This is a genomic window from Streptomyces termitum, from assembly GCF_014650175.1.
Taxonomy (GTDB): Bacteria; Actinomycetota; Actinomycetes; order Streptomycetales; family Streptomycetaceae; genus Streptomyces; species Streptomyces termitum.
On record NZ_BMUL01000001.1, the window covers coordinates 508986 to 530808 of the forward strand.

General features: G+C 74.3%; 24 protein-coding genes. 17 read left to right on the forward strand and 7 right to left on the reverse strand.

The features are described from left to right. Positions 1–4 precede the first annotated feature (4 nt). The 6 genes from IE219_RS02545 (at position 5) to IE219_RS02570 (ending at position 5302) form a co-directional block, all read left to right on the forward strand. Positions 5–373 carry a holo-ACP synthase gene (locus IE219_RS02545; protein ID WP_189974786.1) on the forward strand — a complete coding sequence of 123 codons (369 nt, stop codon included), beginning with the start codon at positions 5–7 and terminating at the stop codon, positions 371–373. Positions 374–617: 244 nt separating this feature from the next. Beyond that, positions 618–2069 (forward strand): NAD(P)H-hydrate dehydratase, encoded by a 1452-nt coding sequence (locus tag IE219_RS02550; protein WP_189974787.1) that lies wholly within the window; start codon positions 618–620, stop codon positions 2067–2069. A 141-nt stretch (positions 2070–2210) separates the two neighbouring features. Then, positions 2211–3359, forward strand: coding sequence for an alanine racemase (gene alr / locus IE219_RS02555; protein ID WP_189974788.1), 1149 nt, complete (start codon positions 2211–2213; stop codon positions 3357–3359). 6 nt (positions 3360–3365) lie between these two features. Continuing rightward, complete coding sequence (locus IE219_RS02560) at positions 3366–4496, forward strand: alpha/beta fold hydrolase (RefSeq protein ID WP_189974789.1); 1131 nt, start codon at positions 3366–3368, stop codon at positions 4494–4496. Between the two features lie 10 nt (positions 4497–4506). After that, positions 4507–5007, forward strand: a complete 501-nt coding sequence (tsaE, locus tag IE219_RS02565; protein ID WP_189974790.1) for a tRNA (adenosine(37)-N6)-threonylcarbamoyltransferase complex ATPase subunit type 1 TsaE — start codon at positions 4507–4509, stop codon at positions 5005–5007. 130 nt (positions 5008–5137) lie between these two features. Next, the gene (locus tag IE219_RS02570; protein ID WP_189974791.1) at positions 5138–5302 is read left to right on the forward strand and encodes a hypothetical protein; all 165 of its coding nucleotides are present in this window, start codon (positions 5138–5140) and stop codon (positions 5300–5302) included. Between the two features lie 111 nt (positions 5303–5413). Here the strand turns inward: IE219_RS02570 and IE219_RS02575 are convergent, their stop codons facing one another. After that, positions 5414–5980: a hypothetical protein gene (locus IE219_RS02575; RefSeq protein ID WP_229849541.1), complete on the reverse strand. Its 567-nt coding sequence runs from the start codon at positions 5978–5980 to the stop codon at positions 5414–5416. A 122-nt stretch (positions 5981–6102) separates the two neighbouring features. On the opposite strand from IE219_RS02575, the gene tsaB reads away from it, so the two are divergent. The 7 genes from tsaB (at position 6103) to IE219_RS02610 (ending at position 11350) form a co-directional block, all read left to right on the forward strand. After that, positions 6103–6762 carry a tRNA (adenosine(37)-N6)-threonylcarbamoyltransferase complex dimerization subunit type 1 TsaB gene (gene tsaB, locus IE219_RS02580; protein WP_189974792.1) on the forward strand — a complete coding sequence of 220 codons (660 nt, stop codon included), beginning with the start codon at positions 6103–6105 and terminating at the stop codon, positions 6760–6762. A 23-nt stretch (positions 6763–6785) separates the two neighbouring features. Beyond that, positions 6786–7247 carry a ribosomal protein S18-alanine N-acetyltransferase gene (gene rimI / locus IE219_RS02585; protein WP_189974978.1) on the forward strand — a complete coding sequence of 154 codons (462 nt, stop codon included), beginning with the start codon at positions 6786–6788 and terminating at the stop codon, positions 7245–7247. Continuing rightward, entirely contained in the window at positions 7247–8356 is a 1110-nt protein-coding gene (gene tsaD, locus IE219_RS02590; RefSeq protein WP_189974793.1) for a tRNA (adenosine(37)-N6)-threonylcarbamoyltransferase complex transferase subunit TsaD, read from the forward strand. Before rimI ends, tsaD begins: the two co-directional genes overlap by 1 nt. After that, positions 8353–8607 (forward strand): hypothetical protein, encoded by a 255-nt coding sequence (locus IE219_RS02595; protein WP_189974794.1) that lies wholly within the window; start codon positions 8353–8355, stop codon positions 8605–8607. Before tsaD ends, IE219_RS02595 begins: the two co-directional genes overlap by 4 nt. A gap of 91 nt (positions 8608–8698) precedes the next feature. Continuing rightward, positions 8699–9541, forward strand: a complete 843-nt coding sequence (locus tag IE219_RS02600; RefSeq protein ID WP_229849542.1) for a polysaccharide deacetylase family protein — start codon at positions 8699–8701, stop codon at positions 9539–9541. A gap of 113 nt (positions 9542–9654) precedes the next feature. After that, positions 9655–10020 (forward strand): YciI family protein, encoded by a 366-nt coding sequence (locus IE219_RS02605; RefSeq protein ID WP_189974795.1) that lies wholly within the window; start codon positions 9655–9657, stop codon positions 10018–10020. Between the two features lie 25 nt (positions 10021–10045). After that, a complete protein-coding gene (locus tag IE219_RS02610) occupies positions 10046–11350 on the forward strand; it encodes an RNA polymerase sigma factor (protein ID WP_189974796.1) in 1305 nt (434 codons plus the stop codon). Positions 11351–11511: 161 nt separating this feature from the next. On the opposite strand, the gene IE219_RS02615 is transcribed toward IE219_RS02610, so the two are convergent. Continuing rightward, complete coding sequence (locus IE219_RS02615) at positions 11512–12681, reverse strand: THUMP-like domain-containing protein (RefSeq protein WP_189974797.1); 1170 nt, start codon at positions 12679–12681, stop codon at positions 11512–11514. A gap of 126 nt (positions 12682–12807) precedes the next feature. Between IE219_RS02615 and IE219_RS02620 the strand changes: the two genes are divergently transcribed. The 4 genes from IE219_RS02620 to groL all read left to right on the forward strand — a co-directional run bounded on the left by IE219_RS02620 (position 12808) and on the right by groL (position 16251). Further along, positions 12808–13731, forward strand: coding sequence for a polysaccharide deacetylase family protein (locus IE219_RS02620; RefSeq protein WP_189974798.1), 924 nt, complete (start codon positions 12808–12810; stop codon positions 13729–13731). Beyond that, entirely contained in the window at positions 13728–13892 is a 165-nt protein-coding gene (locus IE219_RS02625; protein WP_189974799.1) for a hypothetical protein, read from the forward strand. Before IE219_RS02620 ends, IE219_RS02625 begins: the two co-directional genes overlap by 4 nt. Positions 13893–14185: 293 nt before the next feature. Continuing rightward, complete coding sequence (gene groES / locus IE219_RS02630) at positions 14186–14494, forward strand: co-chaperone GroES (RefSeq protein WP_189974800.1); 309 nt, start codon at positions 14186–14188, stop codon at positions 14492–14494. 134 nt (positions 14495–14628) lie between these two features. After that, entirely contained in the window at positions 14629–16251 is a 1623-nt protein-coding gene (gene groL, locus IE219_RS02635; protein ID WP_189974801.1) for a chaperonin GroEL, read from the forward strand. 69 nt (positions 16252–16320) lie between these two features. On the opposite strand, the gene IE219_RS02640 is transcribed toward groL, so the two are convergent. The 5 genes from IE219_RS02640 to IE219_RS02660 all read right to left on the reverse strand — a co-directional run bounded on the left by IE219_RS02640 (position 16321) and on the right by IE219_RS02660 (position 21799). Further along, positions 16321–17340, reverse strand: coding sequence for a hydroxyacid dehydrogenase (locus IE219_RS02640; RefSeq protein WP_189974802.1), 1020 nt, complete (start codon positions 17338–17340; stop codon positions 16321–16323). 17 nt (positions 17341–17357) lie between these two features. Continuing rightward, positions 17358–18206 carry a carbohydrate ABC transporter permease gene (locus IE219_RS02645; protein WP_189974803.1) on the reverse strand — a complete coding sequence of 283 codons (849 nt, stop codon included), beginning with the start codon at positions 18204–18206 and terminating at the stop codon, positions 17358–17360. Next, positions 18203–19102 (reverse strand): carbohydrate ABC transporter permease, encoded by a 900-nt coding sequence (locus tag IE219_RS02650; protein WP_189974804.1) that lies wholly within the window; start codon positions 19100–19102, stop codon positions 18203–18205. The genes IE219_RS02645 and IE219_RS02650 overlap by 4 nt, the downstream gene beginning before the upstream one ends. A gap of 4 nt (positions 19103–19106) precedes the next feature. Further along, positions 19107–20423 (reverse strand): ABC transporter substrate-binding protein, encoded by a 1317-nt coding sequence (locus IE219_RS02655; protein WP_229849543.1) that lies wholly within the window; start codon positions 20421–20423, stop codon positions 19107–19109. A gap of 290 nt (positions 20424–20713) precedes the next feature. Further along, positions 20714–21799: a substrate-binding domain-containing protein gene (locus IE219_RS02660; protein WP_189974806.1), complete on the reverse strand. Its 1086-nt coding sequence runs from the start codon at positions 21797–21799 to the stop codon at positions 20714–20716. Positions 21800–21823 lie beyond the last annotated feature (24 nt).

A 21823-nucleotide genomic window follows, 5' to 3' on the forward strand; every position in this document is an offset into this window, starting at 1 on the left:
GAACGTGATCATCGGGGTGGGGATCGACGTGGCGGAGATCGACCGGTTCGCCGCGTCGCTGGAACGGACGCCGGCGCTGGTCCAGCGCCTCTTCGTCGAGGGCGAGCTGCTGCTCCCGAGCGGCGAGCGGCGCGGTCCGGCCTCCCTGGCGGTGCGCTTCGCCGCCAAGGAGGCTCTGGCGAAGGCGCTCGGGGCGCCGGGGAACCTGCACTGGACCGACGCCGAGGTGTACGTGGAGTCCACCGGCCAGCCCCGGCTGCGGGTGCGCGGCACGGTCGCGGCCCGCGCCGCCGAGCTGGGCGTCCGGCACTGGCACGTCTCCCTGAGCCATGACGCGGGGGTGGCCTCGGCGGTGGTGATCGCGGAGGGGTGAGCCCTCCGGGCGCCGTGCGGAAGCGGGCGTACGGGAACGGGGTCCGGCCGCGAGGAGGCGGTGCCGGACCCCGTTCCCCGGCGTGCGCGGCTGCCAGGGCCGGCGGCGGTACGAGTGCCGCGCACGGGTCTCGGACCCCGGGCGGACCGGGGAGTTCTACTTAGGTAAGGCAAACCTAAGTCGGCTGGTGCGGGGGAGTCAACCCCCCGGGCGCGGACCCGCCCGCTGCGGCAGACTGCTGCCCATGCGTACCGCTCACCGCGTGGAGACCGTCCGGGCCGCCGAGGCCGCGCTGGCGGCCCGGCTGCCCGACGGGGCCCTCATGGAGCGGGCCGCCGCCGGACTCGCCGCCGCCTGCTGCTCCCTGCTCGGCAGGGGCCGGGTCTACGGCGCCCGGGTCGTCCTCCTCGTCGGCAGCGGCGACAACGGCGGCGACGCCCTCCACGCCGGCGCCCGGCTGGCCCGGCGCGGCGCCGGCACCACCGCGATCCTCCTCGGCACCCGCGCCCACGGCGGCGGCCTCGCCGCCTTCCGCGCCGCCGGCGGCCGCGTCGCCGAGGACCCCTACGAGGCCCTGGCCGCCGCCGACCTCGTCCTCGACGGCGTCACCGGCATCGGCGGCCGGGGCGGACTGCGCCCCGAGGCCGTCCCCGTCGCCCGCGCCGCGCGCGGCTCCGACGCCGTCGTCGTCGCCGTCGACCTGCCCAGCGGCGTCGACGCCGACACCGGAGAGGTCGCCGGGGAGGCCCTGCGCGCCGACGCCACCGTCACCTTCGGCACGTACAAGCCCGGCCTGCTGATCGACCCCGCCCGGGAGTACGCGGGCGCCCTGCGGCTGGTCGACATCGGCCTCGGCCCGCACCTCCCCTCCGTGCCCGACCTGGAGGCCCTCCAGCACCAGGACGTGGCCCGGCTGCTGCCCGCCCCGGCCGCCGAGAGTGACAAGTACCGCCGGGGCGTCCTCGGCGTCGTCGCCGGCTCGGCCCGCTACCCCGGCGCCGCCGTCCTCGCCGTCGCCGGAGCCCTGCGCGGCGGCGCCGGAGCCGTCCGCTACGTCGGCCCGGCCCGCGACGCGGTGATCGCCGCCCACCCCGAGACCCTCGTCCACGAGGGCCCGCCGGACCGGGCCGGCCGCGTCCAGGCGTGGGTGGTCGGCCCCGGCACCGGCGAGGGGCCCGGCGCCCCGGTCGCGGTCGCCGAGGTCCTCGCCTCCGACGTGCCCGTCCTGGTCGACGCCGACGGGCTGCGCCACCTGACCCCCGAGGCCGTCCGGGCCCGCACCGCCCCCACCCTGCTCACCCCGCACGCCGGCGAGGCCGCCGCCCTGCTCGGCACCGAACGGGCCGGAGTGGAGGCCGGCCGGCTCGCCGCCGTCCGCGCACTCGCCGCCCGCTACGGCGCCACCGTCCTCCTCAAGGGCTCCACCACCCTGGTCTGCGGCCCCGGCGGCACCGGCCCCGTCCGGGTCAACCCCACCGGCACCCCCTGGCTCGCCACCGCCGGCTCCGGCGACGTCCTCTCCGGCCTGGCCGGCGCCCTCCTCGCCGCCGGACTCGCCCCCCTGGACGCCGCCTCCTGCGCCGCCTACCTGCACGGCCTCGCCGCCCGCCGGGCCTCCGCCGGGGCCGGGCCGATCACCGCCACCGAGGTCGCCGGCCACCTCCGGGCCGCCTGGCAGGACGTCCGGGAACCCTGACCGCCCGGCCCCCGGACGCCCGACACGCCCGGCCCCGGCCCGCCGGAGGACCGTAAAGCACCGTTTCGTACCCCGGGAGGGTGATCGGGGCGACAGCGGGCGCGCACGGCCGGGCGGCGGCCACCTGAGAGACTGGGCGCGATGACTGACACCGCACCGCACCGCAGAGCCCGCGCCGAGATCGACCTCGGGGCGCTGCGCGCCAACGTCCGCTCGCTGCGCGCCCGCCTCGCCCCCCGCGTCCGGATCATGGCCGTCGTCAAGGCCGACGCGTACGGGCACGGCGCCGAGCGCTGTGCCCGGGCCGCCCTCGACGCGGGCGCGGACTGGCTCGGCACCGCCACCCCGCAGGAGGCGCTCGCCCTGCGCGCCGCCGGGATCACCGGCGTCCCCGTCATGTGCTGGCTGTGGACCCCCGGCGACCCGTGGGACCAGGGCATCGAGGCCGGTCTCGACATGTCCGTGAGCGGCCGGTGGGCCCTCGACGAGGTCACCGCCGCCGCCCGCCGCACCGGCGGCACCGCCCGTATCCAGCTCAAGGCCGACACCGGTCTCGGCCGCAACGGCTGCCAGCCCGCCGACTGGCCCGCCCTCGTCGCCGCGGCGCTGGAGGCCGAGAAGGCCGGCCTGGTCAAGGTCACCGGCCTCTGGTCGCACTTCGCCTGCGCCGACGAGCCCGGCCACCCCTCGATCGCCGCCCAGCTCGACGTCTTCCGCTCGATGCTCGACCACGCGGAGAAGGCCGGGATCGAGCCCGAGGTCCGGCACATCGCCAACTCGCCCGCCACCCTCACCCTGCCCGAGGCCCACTTCGACCTGGTCCGGCCCGGCATCGCGGTCTACGGCGTCTCGCCCAGCCCCGAGCTGGGCACCTCCGCCGAGCTGGGCCTGCGCCCGGTGATGACGCTCAAGGCGAGCGTCGCCCTGGTCAAGGAGGTGCCGCCCGGCCACGGCGTCTCCTACGGGCACCACTACGTGACCGGCGGCGAGACCACCCTCGGCCTGATCCCCGTCGGCTACGCGGACGGCGTCCCCCGGCACGCCTCCGGCCGCGGCCCGGTCCTCGTCGACGGCACCGTCCGCACGGTCGCGGGGCGGGTCGCCATGGACCAGTTCGTGGTGGACCTCGGCGGCGACCGGCCCGCGCCCGGCACCGAGGCCGTCCTCTTCGGCTCCGCCGAGCGCGGCGAACCGACCGCCGAGGACTGGGCGGTGGCCGCCGACACCATCGCGTACGAGATCGTCACCCGGATCGGCGCGCGTGTGCCGCGCGTCTACCTGGGGGAGTAGTCCCGCGTGGGGGAGACCAGCACGGGCACGGGCGGCTGGCGCCGGGCCGGATGGGCGGGCGCCGCGATAGGCGTGCTCGCGGCCGGCGCGGCGGCCGGGGTCGCCGTCGAGCGGCTGACGGTCGGCCGCTCGGTCCGGCAGAAGGCCCGGCTCGCCCTGGACTCCACCGGCCCGTACGGCACCCTGCGCGGCACGCCCGGCCGGGCCCTCGCCGACGACGGCACCGTCCTCGTCTACGAGACGGAGGAGCCCGAGGGCACCGCCCCGGACGCCCCCACCGTCGTCTTCTGCCACGGCTTCTGCCTCACCCAGGACTCCTGGCACTTCCAGCGCGCCGCCCTGCGCGGCCGGGTCCGGGCCGTCTACTGGGACCAGCGCAGCCACGGCCGCTCCGCCCGGGGCGCCTCCCAGGCCGGTCCGGACGGGGTGCCGGTCACCATCGACCGGCTCGGCCGCGACCTCCGGGCCGTCATCGACGCCGCCGCGCCCCGGGGCCCGCTGGTCCTCGTCGGGCACTCCATGGGCGGCATGACGATCATGGCGCTGGCGGGGCTCCACCCGGAGCTGGTGCGGGAGCGGGTCGTGGGCGTCGCCCTCGTCGGCACCTCGGCCGGGGAGCTGGACGACGTCTCGTACGGGCTGCCGCCGGGCGGCGTCCGGGCGGTCCGCCGGGTCCTGCCGGGGGTGCTGCGGGCGCTCGGCGCCCAGGCCGAGCTGGTCGAGCGGGGCCGCCGGGCCACCGCCGACCTCTTCACCGGCCTGGTGAAGAAGTACTCCTTCGCCTCGAAGGACGTGGACCCGGCCGTGGTCCGCTTCGCCGAGCGGATGATCGAGTCGACCCCGGTGGACGTGGTCGCCGAGTTCTACCCCGCCTTCGCCGAGCACGAGAAGCGGGCCGCGCTGGCCGGCTTCCGCACCCTGCCGGGGCTCGCGCTCGCGGGCGACCAGGACCTGGTGACGCCCGTCTCGCACACCGAGGCCATCGCCGCCGAGCTGCCGGGCGCCGAGCTGGTCGTGGTGCCCGAGGCCGGGCACCTGGTGATGCTGGAGCGGCCCGGGACCGTCGACGCGGCGCTGTGGCGGCTGCTGGTCAGGGCCGGGGTCGCGGCGGCCGGGGAGGGCCCGGCGAGCGGATAGGTTGGCGGGCATGGAAGCAGCGCACCCGCCCGTCTCCGGCGCCACCCTCTCCGTCGACTCCCCCGCGCGGATGGGAGACCTCGGCCGCCGCCTCGCCGCCCTCCTCCGCCCCGGCGACCTCGTCATGCTCACCGGCGAGCTGGGCGCCGGGAAGACCACCCTGACCCGCGGCCTGGGGGAGGGGCTCGGCGTGCGCGGCGCGGTCACCTCGCCGACCTTCGTCATCGCCCGCGTCCACCCGTCCCTGACCGGCGGCCCGGCCCTGGTCCACGTGGACGCGTACCGGCTGGGCGGCGGTCTGGACGAGATGGAGGACCTGGACCTCGACGTCTCGCTGCCGGACTCGGTGGTGGTCGTGGAGTGGGGCGACGGCAAGGTCGAGGAGCTGACCGAGGACCGGCTGCACGTGCTCATCCACCGGGTGACCGGCGACACCGACGACGACCGGCGCACGGTCGAGCTGCGCGGACTCGGCGAACGGTGGGCCGGAACGGACCTGTCCGGGCTCTGAGCGCCCCGCACGGGTGAACGCCGCCCGTAGGTTCCGACAACGTGTCGGGAAAATGTTGCGCCGCCGCTCCGCCCCGTGGTGACATGGGGGGAGGAGCTGGTTAGGTGTACCTAACCTACGGGAGGCATGCATGGCGACGCCCGAGCGCGACGACCGCACCGAGGACCGCATCATCTCCATGGGAGAGCTGCTGGCCGCCTGCGCCGCGGCCAGTGCCGTCTCCACCCCGCCCAGACGCGAGCGCGCCGACGAGGAGCCGGAGGACGGCCGGGAGCTGCGGGACGAGGCCGCGTAGCACCGGGGCACCGGCCGGGGCCGCACCACGGCCGTGCGGCGCGGCAAGGACCGCGCGGGGCGGGAAGGGCGTCCGGGGCGGTGCCGCGCGGAAGGGCCGCGGGGCGCCGGGTCAGGCGACGACGACGACCTTCGCGCCGATCGACGCGAAGGTCCACATCGCGTCCCCGTCCTCCCGCTTCATGCGGATGCCGCCGGTCTTCTTGTCCGGGTCCGGCGCGGGCGTCGAGCCGTCCACCGCCGCGCTGAAGCCGACCGTCACGTCCTGCACCGTCGCGAACCGGACCACGTGCTCGATCTGCACCCCGTCCGAACCGCGCACCGAGCCCGAGCGCGAGGAGACCGCGTACGAACCGGGCGGGGGGCTCACCGTGCTCGGCGCCACCGTGAAGGTCCGGACGGCCTTGCCGGCCTTGTCCACCAGCCACACCCGGCGGTCCGTCAGCGCGTACACCACGCGCTCGCCCGTGCCGGAGGCCGCCGGGACCGCCAGCGGGTCCTTCGCCGGTTTCTTCGCCCCCGGCGTCGCGGAGGCGGCCGGGGTGGGCGCGACCGAGGCGGCCGGGCGCTCCGCGAGGCCGGCCGGCACGCCGGCCGACGCCTGGTAGGCGAGCAAGCCGACCGCGGCCACGGCCACCGCGGTGAGCCCGGCCACGAATCCCGAGCTGCTCCGTGCCACCGCTCCACCTCTTCGTACGTGTGTCCTGCCGGTCGTTCCCGCTCTCGGGGCTGACGGTAGCAGCCGGGTCCCCGAACAGCCGCGCGCCGCATCGCCCGCCCGTGGCGCCGTAGGCTGTTCGCGTGCTGTTGCTCGCCATGGATACCGCCACCCCCGCCGTCACCGTCGCCCTCCACGACGGGACCTCCGTCGTCGCCGAGTCGACCCGCATAGACGCCCGCCGCCACGGGGAGCTGCTGCTCCCCGCCGTCGACCGGGTCGTGAAGGAGGCCGGCGTCTCCCTCGACGCGCTGACCGGGATCGTGGTCGGCGTCGGCCCGGGGCCGTACACCGGCCTGCGGGTCGGCCTCGCCACCGCCGCCGCCTTCTCCTCCGCCCTCGGCGGGGTCCCCGTGCACGGCCTGTGCACCCTGGACGGCCTCGCGTACGCCTCCGGCCTGGAGGAGCCCTTCGCGGTGGCGACCGACGCCCGCCGCAAGGAGGTCTACTGGGCGCGGTACGACGACGCGAGGACCCGTACCACCGACGCCTCCGTCGACCGCCCCGCCGACATCGCAGGGGAGCTGGCCGGCCTGCCGGTGGTCGGCGCCGGCGCCCTGCTCTACCCGGACGCCTTCCCCGACGCCCGCGGCCCCGAGCACCAGTCCGCCGCCGCGCTCGCCGCCCTCGCCGCCGAGCGGCTCGCGGCGGGCGGCGGCGGCTTCCTCGACCCGCTGCCGATGTACCTGCGCCGCCCCGACGCGCAGGTGCCGAAGAACTACAAGGTGGTCACCCCCACGTGACCGGCGGTGTGGAACTGCGCGAGATGCGCTGGTGGGACATCGAGCCGGTGCTGACCCTGGAGGACGACCTCTTCCCCGAGGACGCCTGGTCGGCCGGGATGTTCTGGTCCGAGCTGGCCCACTCCCGCGGCCCCGGCGCCACCCGCCGGTACGTGGTCGCGGAGGGCCCCGGCGGCCGGCTCGCCGGATACGCCGGGCTCGCCGCCGCCGGCGGCCTCGGCGACGTGCAGACGATCGCCGTCGCCCGCGAGCAGTGGGGCACCGGTCTCGGTGCCCGGCTCCTCACCGACCTGCTCCAGCACGCCACCGCCTTCGAGTGCGACGAGGTCCTGCTCGAAGTGCGCGTGGACAACACCCGGGCGCAGAAGCTCTACGAGCGCTTCGGCTTCGAGCCGATCGGCTTCCGCCGCGGCTACTACCAGCCGGGCAACGTGGACGCGCTCGTGATGCGACTGACCGTTCAAGGAACTGGGACCGATATCTGATGGCTGCTGACGAACCCCTCGTACTCGGCATCGAGACCTCCTGCGACGAGACCGGCGTCGGCATCGTCCACGGCACGACCCTCCTCGCCGACGCGGTGGCCTCCAGCGTCGACACCCACGCCCGCTTCGGCGGCGTGGTGCCGGAGATCGCCTCCCGGGCCCACCTGGAGGCGATGGTCCCGACGATCGAGCGCGCGCTGAAGACGGCCGGCGTCTCCCCGAAGGACCTGGACGGCATCGCGGTCACCGCGGGCCCCGGCCTGGCGGGCGCGCTCCTCGTCGGCGTCTCGGCGGCGAAGGCGTACGCCTACGCGCTGGGCAAGCCGCTCTACGGCGTCAACCACCTGGCCTCGCACATCTGCGTCGACCAGCTGGAGCACGGCCGGCTGCCCGAGCCGACGATGGCCCTGCTGGTCTCCGGCGGGCACTCCTCGCTGCTGCTCTCCTCCGACATCACCTCCGACGTCCGGCCGATGGGCGCCACCATCGACGACGCGGCCGGCGAGGCCTTCGACAAGATCGCCCGCGTGCTCGACCTGGGCTTCCCCGGCGGACCGGTCATCGACCGGCTCGCCAAGGAGGGCGACCCGGCCGCCATCGCCTTCCCGCGCGGCCTGTCGACCGCCAAGGACCCGGCGTACGACTTCTCCTTCTCCGGCCTCAAGACGGCGGTGGCCCGCTGGATCGAGGCCAAGCGGGCGGCCGGCGAGGAGGTGCCGGTGCGGGACGTGGCCGCGTCCTTCCAGGAGGCCGTGGTGGACGTGCTGACCCGCAAGGCCGTCCGGGCCTGCAAGGACGAGGGCGTCGACCACCTGATGATCGGCGGCGGCGTCGCCGCGAACTCGCGGCTGCGGGCGCTGGCCCAGGAGCGGTGCGAGCGGGCCGGCATCCGGCTGCGGGTGCCCCGGCCGGGCCTGTGCACCGACAACGGGGCGATGGTCGCGGCCCTCGGCGCGGAGATGGTCGCCCGCAACCGGCCGGCCTCCGACCTGGAGCTGTCCGCGGACTCCTCGCTGCCGGTGACCGACCCGCACGTGCCGGGCGCCCACGCGCACCCGCACGACCACGACCACGTGCACGAGGTCAGCAAGGAGAACCTGTACTCATGAGGCTCACCCTCATGTGGGAGGCCCGCGCCGTCCAGGGCCGGGGCGCCGAGCTCCTGGAATGGGCGCGGGCCCGGGTGCTGCCGCGCGAGCCGCTGCGCCGGGAGGTCTTCCGGGCCCCGCAGGACCGGGTCCTCGTGCTCACCTGGTGGGAGGCGGCGGACTTCGGCGCGGAGCTGCCTGAGCTGCCGGAGCCCGCGCCGGAGCTGATCACCCGGCCGGTCCACCGCTGGCGCTTCGAAGCGGTCGACTAGGTCCTGTCCGGCGGATCTTCGCGGGACAGGACCTAGGTCACATCGGCGAAGATCGAGCAACTTTTCGATCCGACCGGGCATCCCACAGCCCGTGAAGAAGACGATCGTGCTGTGGGCCGCGCTGACCGCCGTGACACTCCTGATGACGGGCTGCACGGCCCAGGCGCCGGACCCGCGGCCGGTCGCCGACCCCATCGGGGCCGGCCCCGCCCCCACCACGGCCGCCCCCGCCCCGGACCCGGCCGCCGTCCGCGCCGCCGCCTACCGGAAGTGGGGCATCCCGCCGCTTCCGGAGCCGCCCGCCCCGCCCGCCGTCAAACCGGTCAAGCGGACCCCCGGCGGCCCCGTCCCCGTCATCAGCGACATCCCCGTCACCGAGAAGGTCGTCTTCCTCACCATCGACGACGGCGCCGAGAAGGACCCCGAGTTCGTCCGCATGACGGCCGAACTCGGCATCCCCTTCACCATGTTCCTCACCGACTCCGTCATCAGCGCCGACTACGGCTACTTCGACCCGCTGGTCGCCCAGGGCCACGGCGTCGCCAACCACACGCTCACCCACCCCAACCTGCGCACCCTCTCCCCGGACGCCCAGCGCCGCGAGATCTGCGGCCAGCAGGAGAAGCTGGCGAAGCGCTACGGCACCGCCCCCCGCCTCTTCCGCCCGCCCTACGGCAACTGGAACGAGGCCACCCGCGCCGCCGCCGCCACCTGCGGCGTCGACGCGCTCGTCCTGTGGCGCGAATCCATGCAGATCAAGGACATGCAGTACCAGCGCGGCGACCGCAAGCTGCACCCCGGCGACATCGTCCTCGCCCACTTCCGCGGCCCCGCCGAGCTCAAGGGCCGCTCGATGACCGAGATGACCGCCAACCTCCTCCGCAAGATCCAGGAACAGGGCTTCACCGTCGCCCGGCTGGAGGACTACGTGTAGTCCGGAAAAAGATCCCGGAAAAGATCCCGGGCGCGTGTCGATGCGGGCCCGGCCCGTTCGACGTAGGAGTGGAAGGCGGGGAACGGCCCCGCCACCGCACCCGAGGAGTCACCGTGCCCCGTTTCCTCTCCCTCGTCCGCATCGAGGAGAACACCATCGACATGGAGAGCGCCGACCCCGGCTTCGAGGAGCGCATGGGCGCCCTCTTCGAGGAGATCACCAAGGCCGGCGTCATGGTCGACACGGCGGGCCTGCGCCCCACCGCCGAGGCCACCCGCATCACCTGGGCCGACGGCCGGCTGTCGTACACCGACGGGCCCTTCACCGAGACCAAGGAGGTCGTCGGCGGCTACGCGATGCTCCAGTGCAAGGACCGCGCCGAGGCGATCGAGTGGGGCAAGCGGTTCCTCGCCGTCCACCCGGCGCACTGGAAGGTCGCCCTGGAGGTCCGCGAGGTCGAGGAGATGCCCGAGGGCTGACCCGGCCCGTGCTCTCCTGGGGGGCATGACGGTGGAGAGCACGCTGGAGACGGTCTTCCGGATGGAGTCGGCGCGGATCGTCGCCGCGGCGGCCCGGATCGTGCGGGACGTCGGCATCGCCGAGGAACTCGCGCAGGACGCCCTCGTCGCCGCCCTGGAGCGGTGGCCGCGCGAGGGCGTCCCGGACCGCCCGGCCGCCTGGCTCACGGCCACCGCCAAGCACCGGGCCGTCGACCTCGTCCGCCGCCGCGAGACCTACGCGCGCAAACTCGCCGAGGTCGGCCGCGCCCTCCCCGGGGAGGCGTACGACCCCGAGCCGTCCGGCCCCGGCGACATCGACGACGACGTCCTCCGGCTCGTCTTCACCACCTGCCACCCGGTGCTCTCCGCCGACGCCCGCGCCGCCCTCACCCTGCGGCTCGTCGGCGGGCTGCGCACCGACGAGATCGCCCGCGCCTTCCTCGTCCCCGAGGCGACCGTCGCGGCCCGCGTCACCCGCGCCAAACGGAGCCTCGCCAGGGCGGACGTCGCCTTCGAGGTGCCGTACGGGCCGGACCGGGCGGCCCGGCTCGACTCCGTCCTGGAGGTCGTCTACCTGATCTTCAACGAGGGGTACGCGGCCACCGCCGGCGACGACCTGCTGCGCCCCGGGCTCTGCGAGGACGCGCTCCGGCTGGCCCGGGGCCTGGCCGCCCTCATGCCCGCCGAGAGCGAGGTCCACGGGCTCGCCGCCCTGCTCGAACTCCAGGCGTCCCGCATCCCCGCCCGCACCGGCCCCGACGGCCGGCCGGTGCTCCTCGCCGACCAGAACCGGGCCCGCTGGAACCGGCTGCTGATCCGGCGCGGCTACGCGGCCCTCGCCCGCGCCTGGGAGTCCCCCCGGCCGGAGACCGGGGCGGAGACCGGGGCGGACCGCGCCCCCGGCCCCTACGCCCTCCAGGCCGCCATCGCCGCCTGCCACGCGCGGGCCGCCTCCTCCGCGGAGACCGACTGGGCGGTGATCGCCGGACTCTACGCCCGCCTGGGCGAGCTGGCGCCCTCGCCGGTGGTCGAGCTGAACCGGGCGGTCGCCGTGTCGATGACCGAGGGCCCGGCCGCCGCCCTCGCCCTCGTCGACGCCCTCGCCGCCGCGCCCGCCCTGGCCCGCTACCACCTGCTGCCGTCCGTCCGCGGCGACCTCCTGGCCCGCCTCGGCCGCGCCGAGGAGGCCCGCGCGGAGTTCGCCCGCGCCGCCGCCCTCACCCGCAACGAGAGCGAACGCGCCCTCCTGCGCGCCCGCGCGGACACGGCCCGCGACGCCTCCCCCGAAGACCCGCCGGACCGCGCCTAGGCCCTGTCCGGCGGATCTTCGCGGGCCCGCGACGCCTGGCACGTCCTCTCGCCGCACGCCCGGATCGCCCGAGTACGTCCAGTACGAGGGCGACCCGGGCGCACGCCGAGAGAACGCACCAGACGCCGCGGGCTGATCCACGAAGATCCGCCGGACACGGCCTAGGCCGGGCGTCCGATCAGCATCGTCGGGGCGCCCGCGGCGCGGGTCAGGAGGACCGTCGCCGCGTTCGGTCCCTTCGGCTTGACCCGGCGCCGGATCTCCTCCGGCTCGACCGCCGAGCCGCGCTTCTTCACGGTCAGCGTGCCGACCTCCCGCTCCCGCAGCAGGGCCTTGAGCCGCTTGAGGTTGAAGGGCAGCACATCGGTGATCTCGTAGGCGGAGGCGTACGGCACGGGCACCAGCGCGTCGGCGGTGACGTACGCGATCGTCTCGTCGATCAGCCCGCCGCCGACCCGCTCGGCGACCTCCGCGACCAGATGGGCGCGGATGACGGCGCCGTCCGGCTCGTACAGCCAGCGGCCCACCGGGCGGACCGGCGGGTCGGGCAGCCCCCGGCCGGTCAGGCTCGCCCCGCCGGGCAGCAGGGTCGCCCGCCGCGCCCCCGGCTCGGTGCCGAACCAGAGCACCGCCTCCTTCACGTCCCCGCCGTCCGAGATCCACTCCGCCTCGGCCTCCGGCGGCACCGTCTCGTGCGGGATGCCCGGCGCGATCTTGAGGGCCGCGCGCGGCGCCTTCCGGGCCGCCTCGACGGCCCAGGACAGCGGCGGCGAGTACGCCTCCGGATCGAAGATCCGGCCCCGGCCGCCCCGCCGCGCCGGGTCCACGAAGACCGCGTCGTACGGGCTGGTGTCGATCTCGGTGACGTCGGCGCGGCGGACCTCGATCAGCTCCGCCAGGCCCAGCGCCTCGGCGTTGGCGCGGGCGACGGCGGCGGTCAGCGGGTCGTGGTCCACGGCGAGGACGGAGATCCCGGCGCGGGCCAGCGCGAGCGCGTCGCCGCCGATGCCGGAGCAGAGGTCGGCGACGGAGCCCACGCCCAGCTCCCTGAGCCGGGCCGCGCGGTACGCGCCGACCGCGGCCCGGGTCGACTGCTCGACGCCGTTCGGCGTGAAGTACATCCGGTACGCGTCCTCGGGGCCGAACTTGGCCACCGCGCGCTGCCGCAGCCGGGCCTGCCCGAGGGCCGCCGAGACCAGCTCGGCGGGGTGGTCGCGGCGCAGCCGGGAGGCGACCGCCAGCTCCTGGGCGGGGTCGTGGTCGCGCAGGACGGCGAGGAGCGTCTGCCCCTCGGGGGAGAGCAGGGAGGCGAAGGCGGCGAGGTCGGTCACCGTTCCATTCTCCCTGTGGGCCGGGCGGGGGACCGTGGGGCCGGTACGGCGGTGTCGCGGCCCGGGGAGCGGGTCGCGCTGACAGGATGCGGCGCCATACCGGTCGTACGACAAAAGGAAGAAACTATGGCAAAGGGTGGCTCGCGCCGCATCCTGGGAGCGGCGCTCCTCGTCGCCGCACTCACCTCCACCGCCGCCTGCGGCGCCTCCTCCGACGGTGCCGGACGGGCCGTCGAGGGCGCCCCCGGCCCCGCCGCCGGACAGCAGGCGCCCGCGAAGACCGCCGCCCAGCTCCGCGCCGAGCAGCGGGCCGCGGTGGAGAAGCAGCGGGCCGTCCGGGCCGCCGCCGCCCGGAAGTGGGGGCTCAAGCGGGTCCCCCTCGAAGCCCCCGCCCCGCCGAGGACGAAGCCGGTGATCACCACCCGGAAGGGCTTCGAGACCGCCGGCACCGGCCTGCCGCCCGTCTTCACCACCGTCCCCACCAAGGAGAAGGTCGTCTTCCTCACCATCGACGACGGCTCGGACAAGGACCCCGAGCTGATCCGCATGATGGCCGAGCTGAAGATCCCGTACAGCGCCTTCCTCAGCGACTACGTGGTCAGCGACGACTACGGCTACTTCGAGAAGATGCGGAAGTCGCAGCCCGCCGGGGTCACCCTCAACAACCACACGCTCAACCACAAGTACCTGCCCGGCCTCTCCTACGCGCAGCAGGAGCGGGAGATCTGCGGCATGCAGAAGATCATCGAGAAGCGGTACGGCAAGCGGCCCGAGCTCTTCCGGCCGCCGTACGGCAACTACAACGAGGACACCCTGCGCGTCGCCAAGTCCTGCGGCGTCAAGGCCGTCCCGCTCTGGGCCGCCGAGGCGTTCCCCGACCACATGGAGTGGCGCGAGTGGGACCAGGACCTGCACCCCGGCGACATCGTCCTCACCCACTTCCGCGGCAAGGAGGAGTGGAAGGGCACCATGCCCGACATGATCCGCCGGGTCATGGACGTCATCACGTCCAAGGGGTACGCCGTCGGCCGCCTGGAGGACTACGTATGAGCCGGCTGCGGCCCCTCGTGGTCGCCGCCGTCCTCCTCGGCCTCACCGGCTGCGCCCCCGCCGTCGACCCGCTCGCGCGCCTCGGCGGCAAGGCCGTCCACCGGATCGGCCACCAGCCCCCGCCCGACGCCCCCGTCCGCGCGGAGGGCGGCCGGGGCTGAGACGGCGGACACGCCGTCCCGGAGGTCTCGCACGGAACACGGGGCTCCGTGCGGACGTTCCCAGGATCGTGGCCGGAGCGGCGCTCCGGCACGCTTCCGGAGCCGCCACGGAGTGAGGAATTGGCACTCCGCTTGACCGAGTGCTAATCCCGGTCATAGTCTCGGCCCTGGCACTCCCCACCGGAGAGTGCCAACACAGCGACAGGCAGGTCCGGCACCCGCGACGACGGATCGACCTGGTCGCCACCTCAGACAGTTAACCCCGCGAGATCTCCGAAGGGGGAGGTCGGATCGTGACGACCGCCAGCTCCAAGGTTGCCATCAAGCCGCTTGAGGACCGCATCGTGGTCCAGCCGCTCGACGCCGAGCAGACCACGGCCTCCGGCCTGGTCATCCCGGACACCGCGAAGGAGAAGCCCCAGGAGGGCGTCGTCCTCGCCGTGGGCCCGGGCCGTTTCGAGAACGGCGAGCGCCTTCCGCTCGACGTGCAGGTCGGCGACGTCGTGCTCTACAGCAAGTACGGCGGCACCGAGGTGAAGTACAACGGCGACGAGTACCTCGTCCTCTCGGCCCGCGACGTGCTCGCGATCATCGAGAAGTAAGCCGTACCGCTTCACCCGAGGCTTCTGCACAGATGCTTTGAACTGCGCCCCTGACCCCACTGGTTCTCCACCGCGGGCGTCCAGGGGCGCAGTTCTCTTTACACGACGATTTCCGAGAGGGCTGAACCGCTCCCATGGCGAAGATCCTGAAGTTCGACGAGGACGCCCGTCGCGCCCTTGAGCGCGGCGTCAACAAGCTGGCCGACACGGTGAAGGTGACGATCGGCCCCAAGGGCCGCAACGTCGTCATCGACAAGAAGTTCGGCGCCCCCACCATCACCAACGACGGTGTCACGATCGCCCGCGAGGTCGAGATCGAGGACCCGTACGAGAACCTCGGCGCCCAGCTCGTGAAGGAGGTGGCGACCAAGACCAACGACATCGCGGGTGACGGCACCACCACCGCCACCGTGCTCGCCCAGGCGCTCGTCCGCGAGGGCCTGCGCAACGTCGCCGCCGGCGCCTCGCCGTCCTCCCTGAAGAAGGGCATCGACGCCGCGGTCAAGGCCGTCTCCGAGGAGCTCCTCGCCACCGCGCGCCCGATCGAGGACAAGTCCGACATCGCCGCCGTCGCCGCGCTCTCCGCGCAGGACCAGCAGGTCGGCGAGCTCATCGCCGAGGCGATGGACAAGGTCGGCAAGGACGGCGTCATCACCGTCGAGGAGTCCAACACCTTCGGCCTGGAGCTCGACTTCACCGAGGGCATGGCCTTCGACAAGGGCTACCTGTCCCCGTACATGGTGACCGACCAGGAGCGCATGGAGGCCGTCCTCGACGACCCGTACATCCTGATCCACCAGGGCAAGATCTCCTCGATCCAGGACCTGCTGCCCCTCCTGGAGAAGGTCATCCAGTCCGGTGGCTCCAAGCCGCTGCTGATCATCGCCGAGGACGTCGAGGGCGAGGCGCTCTCCACCCTCGTCGTCAACAAGATCCGCGGCACCTTCAACGCGGTGGCCGTCAAGGCCCCCGGCTTCGGCGACCGCCGCAAGGCGATGCTCGGCGACATGGCCACCCTCACCGGTGCCACCGTCATCGCCGAGGAGGTCGGCCTCAAGCTCGACCAGGCCGGTCTGGACGTGCTGGGCACCGCCCGCCGCGTGACCGTCAGCAAGGACGACACCACCATCGTCGACGGTGGCGGCAACTCCGGGGACGTCGCGGGCCGCGTCGCGCAGATCAAGGCCGAGATCGAGACCACGGACTCCGACTGGGACCGCGAGAAGCTCCAGGAGCGCCTCGCGAAGCTGGCCGGCGGCGTGTGCGTGATCAAGGTCGGCGCCGCCACCGAGGTCGAGCTCAAGGAGAAGAAGCACCGTCTGGAGGACGCCATCTCCGCGACCCGCGCCGCGGTCGAGGAGGGCATCGTCTCCGGTGGCGGCTCCGCGCTCGTCCACGCCGTCAAGGTCCTGGAGGGCAACCTCGACAAGACCGGCGACGAGGCCACCGGCGTCGCGGTCGTCCGCCGCGCCGCCGTCGAGCCGCTGCGCTGGATCGCCGAGAACGCCGGCCTGGAGGGCTACGTCATCACCTCCAAGGTCGCCGACCTCGACAAGGGCCAGGGCTTCAACGCCGCCACCGGCGAGTACGGCGACCTGGTCAAGGCCGGCGTCATCGACCCGGTGAAGGTCACCCGCTCCGCCCTGGAGAACGCCGCCTCCATCGCCTCCCTGCTCCTCACCACCGAGACCCTCGTGGTGGAGAAGAAGGAGGAGGAGCCGGCGGACCACGGTCACGGCCACGGTCACTCCCACTGACGTCTCCACGTCACGAGGCCCGGTGCTCCCGTCGCGGGAGCACCGGGCCTCGCCCGTTTCCGGGCCCGTTCAGGCCGAGCGGGACAGGTCGGCGGCCCTGACCTCCTCCGCGAAGGCGTCGCCGCGCGCGTACCGGGCGATCTCCTCCACGGCCTGGTCGGCCATGCGGTGCAGCTCGTTGCCGAGGGAGCCGGCGACGTGCGGGGTGAGGAGCACGTTGGGGAGCGTGTAGAGGGGCGAGTCGGGGGCGGGCAGATCGGGGTCGGTGACGTCGAGGACGGCGTGCAGCCGACCCGTCACCAGGTGTTCCAGGAGCGCGGGTTCGTCGATGAGCGAGCCGCGCGAGGTGTTGATGAGGGTCGCGCCGTCGGGCATGGCGGCGAGCTGCCGGGCGCCGATCATGCGGTACGTGGACGGCAGCTGGGGCGCGTGCACGGAGACGATCGAGCTGCGGGCGCACAGTTCGTCCAGGCCGACGAGCTCCACGCCGGGCCCCGGGTCCTCCGCGTACGGGTCGTACAGCAGGATCTCGAAGTCGAAGGGGCGCAGCAGGTCGACGACCCGGCGGCCGATGCGGGAGGCGCCGACGACGCCGATGGTGCGCCGGTGGTTGCCCCACCCGGCGGCCTCCTCCAGCCAGCCGTGCGGGGTGCGGAGTTCGGCGTACCGCTGCGCGGAGCGCAGCACCCGCTTCCCGGCGAAGAGGATGGCGGCGAGGGTGTACTCGGCGACCGGCAGCGCGTTGGCGGCGGCGGCCGAGGTGACCTTGAGGCCGCGCTTCCAGCAGGCGTCGGTGATGTGGTGCTTGACCGAACCGGCGGCGTGCACCACGGCCTTGAGGCGGGGGGCGCGGGCCAGCACCTCGGGGGTGAGCGGGGTGGCGCCCCAGCAGGTGAGGAGGAGTTCGGCCTCGGCGAGGGCGGCGGCGGCGCGCGGCGACGGGTCGGCCAGGTCGTGGACGACGAAGCGCGGGTCGGTGCGGGTGAGGACGGCGAGCCGGGCCCGGTGGGCGTCGGTGAGGAGCCGGTCGGCGATGCCGGGGCCCATCGCGAGCAGGAGGGCGGGGCGGCTGTCGGTGGCGGGGTGCATGGTGGGACCTGTGCTCCTCACTTGACGCTGCCGGCGGTCAGGCCGGCCTTCCAGTGGCGCTGGAGCGAGACGAAGGCGAGGACGAGGGGGACGACGGCGAGCAGGGAGCCGGTGACGACGAGGGGGTAGAAGCCGGGTTCGGCGTGGGCGTTGCTGTTCCACGCGTACAGGCCGAGGCTCAGCGGGAAGAGCTTCTGGTCGGAGAGCATCACCAGGGGGAGGAAGAAGTTGTTCCAGACGGCGGTGAACTGGAAGAGGAAGACGGTCACGAAGCCGGGCATGACGGTGCGCAGGCCGATGGACCAGAAGACGCGGAGTTCGCCGGCGCCGTCGATGCGGGCGGCTTCGAGGGCCTCGTCGGGGACGTAGGCGGCGCACAGCACCCGGGAGAGGTAGACGCCGAAGGGGTTGACGAGGACCGGGAGCAGGACGGCGGCGTAGGTGTTGACCAGGCCGATCTCGCTGGCGAGCAGGTACATCGGCAGGGCGAGCGCGGTGGTGGGGACGAGGACGCCGAGCAGCACCAGGCCGAACAGCTTCTCCTTGCCGGGGAAGCGGTAGACGTGGAAGGCGTATCCGGCGGCGACGCTGATGAGGGCGCAGGCGGCGGCGCCGACGCCCGCGTAGAGCAGGCTGTTGAGGTACCAGCGGAAGTAGACGCCGTCGTTGTACTCGGCGAGCCGGGTGAGGTTGCCGCCGAGGTCGAAGCCCTCGAAGGAGAAGGCGTTCCCGGCGAGCAGGCCGCCGGCGTCCTTGGTGGCGGCGGTGACCAGCCAGACCAGTGGGAAGAGCATGTAGCAGGTGGCGAGGGCGAGGACGCCGTTGACGGCGGTCTTCGACAGCCAGCGGGAGCGGGGGGTGCTCATGCGGTCCGCTCCTTCCGGTCCTTCTTCCCGGCGGCGAGCCGGGTGACGGCGAAGGAGAGCAGGGCGGCCGTCAGGGCGAGCAGGATCGAGGCCGCCGCGGCGAGGCCGTAGTCGTTGCGGTCGAAGGCGGCGGAGTACGCGTACATGTTCGGCGTCCAGGTGGAGGTGACGGCGGAGCCGGTGCCCCGGCTGAGGATCAGCGGCTCGGTGAAGAGCTGGAGGGAGCCGATGACGGTGAAGAGGCCGACCATCGTCAGGGAGCCGCGCAGCAGCGGGATCTTGACGGAGAAGGCGGTGCGCCAGGCGCCGGCGCCGTCGACGGTGGCGGCCTCCAGGACGGAGCGGTCGATGGCCTGGAGGGCGGCGTAGAAGATGATCAGGTTGTAGCCGAGCCACTCCCACAGGGCGATGTTGACGACGGACGGCAGGGCGCCGCCGGGGGAGAAGAAGTCGAAGCCGATCCCGCCCGCCTCCATGGCCTGGACGACCGGGCTGAGCTGGGGCGTGTAGAGGTAGACCCAGATCAGGGCGGCGATGATGCCGGGCACGGCGTGCGGCAGGAAGAGGGCGAGCTGGAAGAAGCGGCGGGCGCGGGCGAGGGCGGTGTCGAGGAGCAGGGCGAGGCCGAGGGCCCCGCCGAGCAGCAGCGGCAGGTAGAGCAGGCAGTAGCCGAGCAGGACGCCGAAGCCCTCCCGGAAGGCCCGGTCACCCAGGGCCGCGGTGTAGTTCCCGAGGCCGGCGAAGACGGTCTCGGCGCCGCCGAAGCCCAGTCCCGACTGCTTCTCGGTGAAGAGGCTGAGCCAGACCGCGTATCCGATCGGCACCACCAGCACCGCGGTGAAGAGCAGGAAGAACGGGGTCAGCAGGAGTGCCGCGGCTCGGGTGCGGGCCTTCACGGGATCAGCCCTCGACCTTCAGGCCGCGCCTGGTGAGTTCGGCGACGGTGGCGTCGTGGCCGGCCTTCACCGCGTCGGCGAGGGTGGGGCCGCCGGCGGTGACGGCGCCGAAGCGGTCCTTGATGGTGGTGTTGGTGGTGCCGGTGGTGGGGCCCCAGGACCAGTTCTTCCCGATGGAGGCGCCGGCGGTCTCGAAGAGGGCGTAGATGTCCTGGCCGCCGTAGAAGCTCGCGTCGAACGCCTTCTTGGCGGTGGGGCGGAGCGCGGTGGCGGCGGGGAAGGCGCTGGAGGTGCCGGAGGCGATGCGGGCCTTGACGCCCTCCTCGGTGGTGGTCATCCACTTGGCGAACTCGACGGCGGCGGCCTTGTTCCGGCTGTCCTTGGTGACGGCGAAGGTGGAGCCGCCGAGCATGCCGCTGGCGGGCTTGCCGTCCCAGCTGGGCACGGGGGCGACGGCCCACTTGCCGGACTGCTCGGGGAGGGTGCCCTTGAGGACGCCGGCGCCCCAGGAGGCGCCGAGGTAGCCGAGGGTGGTGCCGTTCTTGAGGGAGCCGGTCCACTCGGGGCTGAAGGAGGCGTTCTTGTGGACGAGGCCGTCGTCGAGGAGGCCCTGCCAGTAGGCGGTGACCCTGGTGGTGGCGGCGTCGGCGGTGTCGATCTTCCAGCTGTCCTCGCCGGCCTTGAACCACTGGGCGCCGGCCTGCCAGGCCATGGCCTCGAAGGTGGTCGGGTCGTCGGGGAAGAAGGTGGCGATCCGGGCCTTGGCGTCGGCCTTCCTGACCTGCTCGGCGGCGGTGCGGAACTCGTCCCAGGTGGTGGGGACGGTGACCTTGTACTTCTCGAAGAGGTCCTTGCGGTAGAAGAACGCCTGCGGGGCGGCGTCGAAGGGGACGGCCCAGTTCTTGCCGCCGAGGGTGGTGAGGTCGATGGCCTGGGGGAGGAACTTGGCGCGGTCGGCCTCGGTGAAGGCGTCGCCGATGTCCTGGAGGGCGCCGGAGGAGACGAACTCGGGGAGCGAGGGGTACTCGATGGAGACGAGGTCGGGGGCGTTGCCCGCCTTCACGGCGTTGGAGATCTTGGCGTAGCCGCCGGCGGTGCCGGAGGGGATCTCCTCGAACTTCACCTTGATGCCGGTGTGGGAGGCGTTGAAGGCGTCGACGACGTCCTTGGTGCCCTTGGCCCAGCCCCAGAAGGTGAGGGTGACGGGCCCGTCCGGCTTCCCGGCGGCGTCGTCACCGCCCCCGCCGCAGGCCGTGAGGGAGGTGAGGGCGGTGACGGTGGCGAGGCAGGCTATGACGCGGGTGGTTCTGCTGAGGCTCACGGCGCGGCTCCTGATCGGCGGCGTGGAGGGGTTGGCCGTGATCCTGGGACCGTTCATGAGCGAAGTCAAGAGCGAAAGATTGAATGATCGAAACGAGCGCGATTCGATCAGGAGAGGAGGGTGGGGTACGGGTCCCGGCGCCGGGCCCGTACCCCACCCGGGGCGCTCAGCCCCCGGACGCCCACGCTCCCGAGCGCTCAGCTCCCGGGCGCCCACGCTCCCGGGCGCCCAGCTCCCGGGCGCCCACGCTCCCGGGCGCCCAGTTCCCGGACGCCCGCGTTCCCGGGCGCTCAGCCCCCCGACGCCCCGCAGGAGGCGCGGACGCGCAGGGCGGGCAGCAGGCTCAGGTGGCGCCGCGCCTCCTCCTCGTCCGCGCCGCCCGTCAGCCGCTCCAGCAGCAGCTCCGCCGCGTGCCGCCCCACCTGCCGCTTCGGCGGGGCGACCGCCGTCAGCGGGATGTCGGCCAGGGCCGCCACCTCGTCGTCGTACGCCACCAGGGCGAGGTCCTGCGGGACCCGCACGCCGAGCGGGGCCAGCCGCTGCACGATCTCGATGGCGTCCACGTCGTTGTGGACCAGCGCCGCGCTCGCCAGGCCGGAGCGGACCGCCTCGTGCAGCGCCCGCACCGCCCGCTCGAAGCCCTCCGGGTCCGCCTCGGCGGGCACCGAGTCGATCACCGGCCGGGGCTCCGCGAGCCCCAGCGCGGCCAGTGCCTCCGCGTACCCGGCGCGCACCGCGAGCGCCGTCGGCGAGTCCCGGCGGGCCACCAGGAGCGGTGTCGCGTGGCCGAGTCCGAGCAGGTGGCGCAGGGCGAGCAGCACGCCGTGGCCGTGGTCGGAGGAGACCCGGTCGAGGCCGTCGAGCGGGCTGCCGGGCGCGGCGCGCCGCTCCAGCAGGACCGCCGGCACCGGCAGCTCCGCCAGCCAGTCCCCGTACGCGAGCCGGTCCTCGGGCCCGCGCCAGCCGGGGGCGACGAGCACCCCCTCGGCGCCGGCCGCGAGCAGCCCCTCGGTGCGGGCCCGGTCCTCCTCCGGCCGGTAGTCGGAGATCCGCAGCACCAGCCGGGCGCCGGCCCGCGCCGCCGCCTCGTGCGCGCCCCGGATGACCTCGGCGAAGTAGTACGTGGCGGAGGGCGCGAGCAGGCCGAGGACCAGGCCCTCGCCGCTCCCGGCGCCGGGGCGCGGGGCGGGGCGGGGCCAGGAGACCCGGCCGTGCACCCGGTCGAGCAGCCCCCGCGCGGCCAGCGCCTCCGCGTCGCGACGGGCGGTGACCGGGGAGACCCCCAGGAGCCCGGCCAGCTCGGCGACGCGGACCGTGCCGTGCTCGCGCACCAGGTCGAGCAGGCGGGCGTGTCGTGCGGCGGCACTCTCGCGCATGTGCGGTTCCCCCTCGCGGTGTGG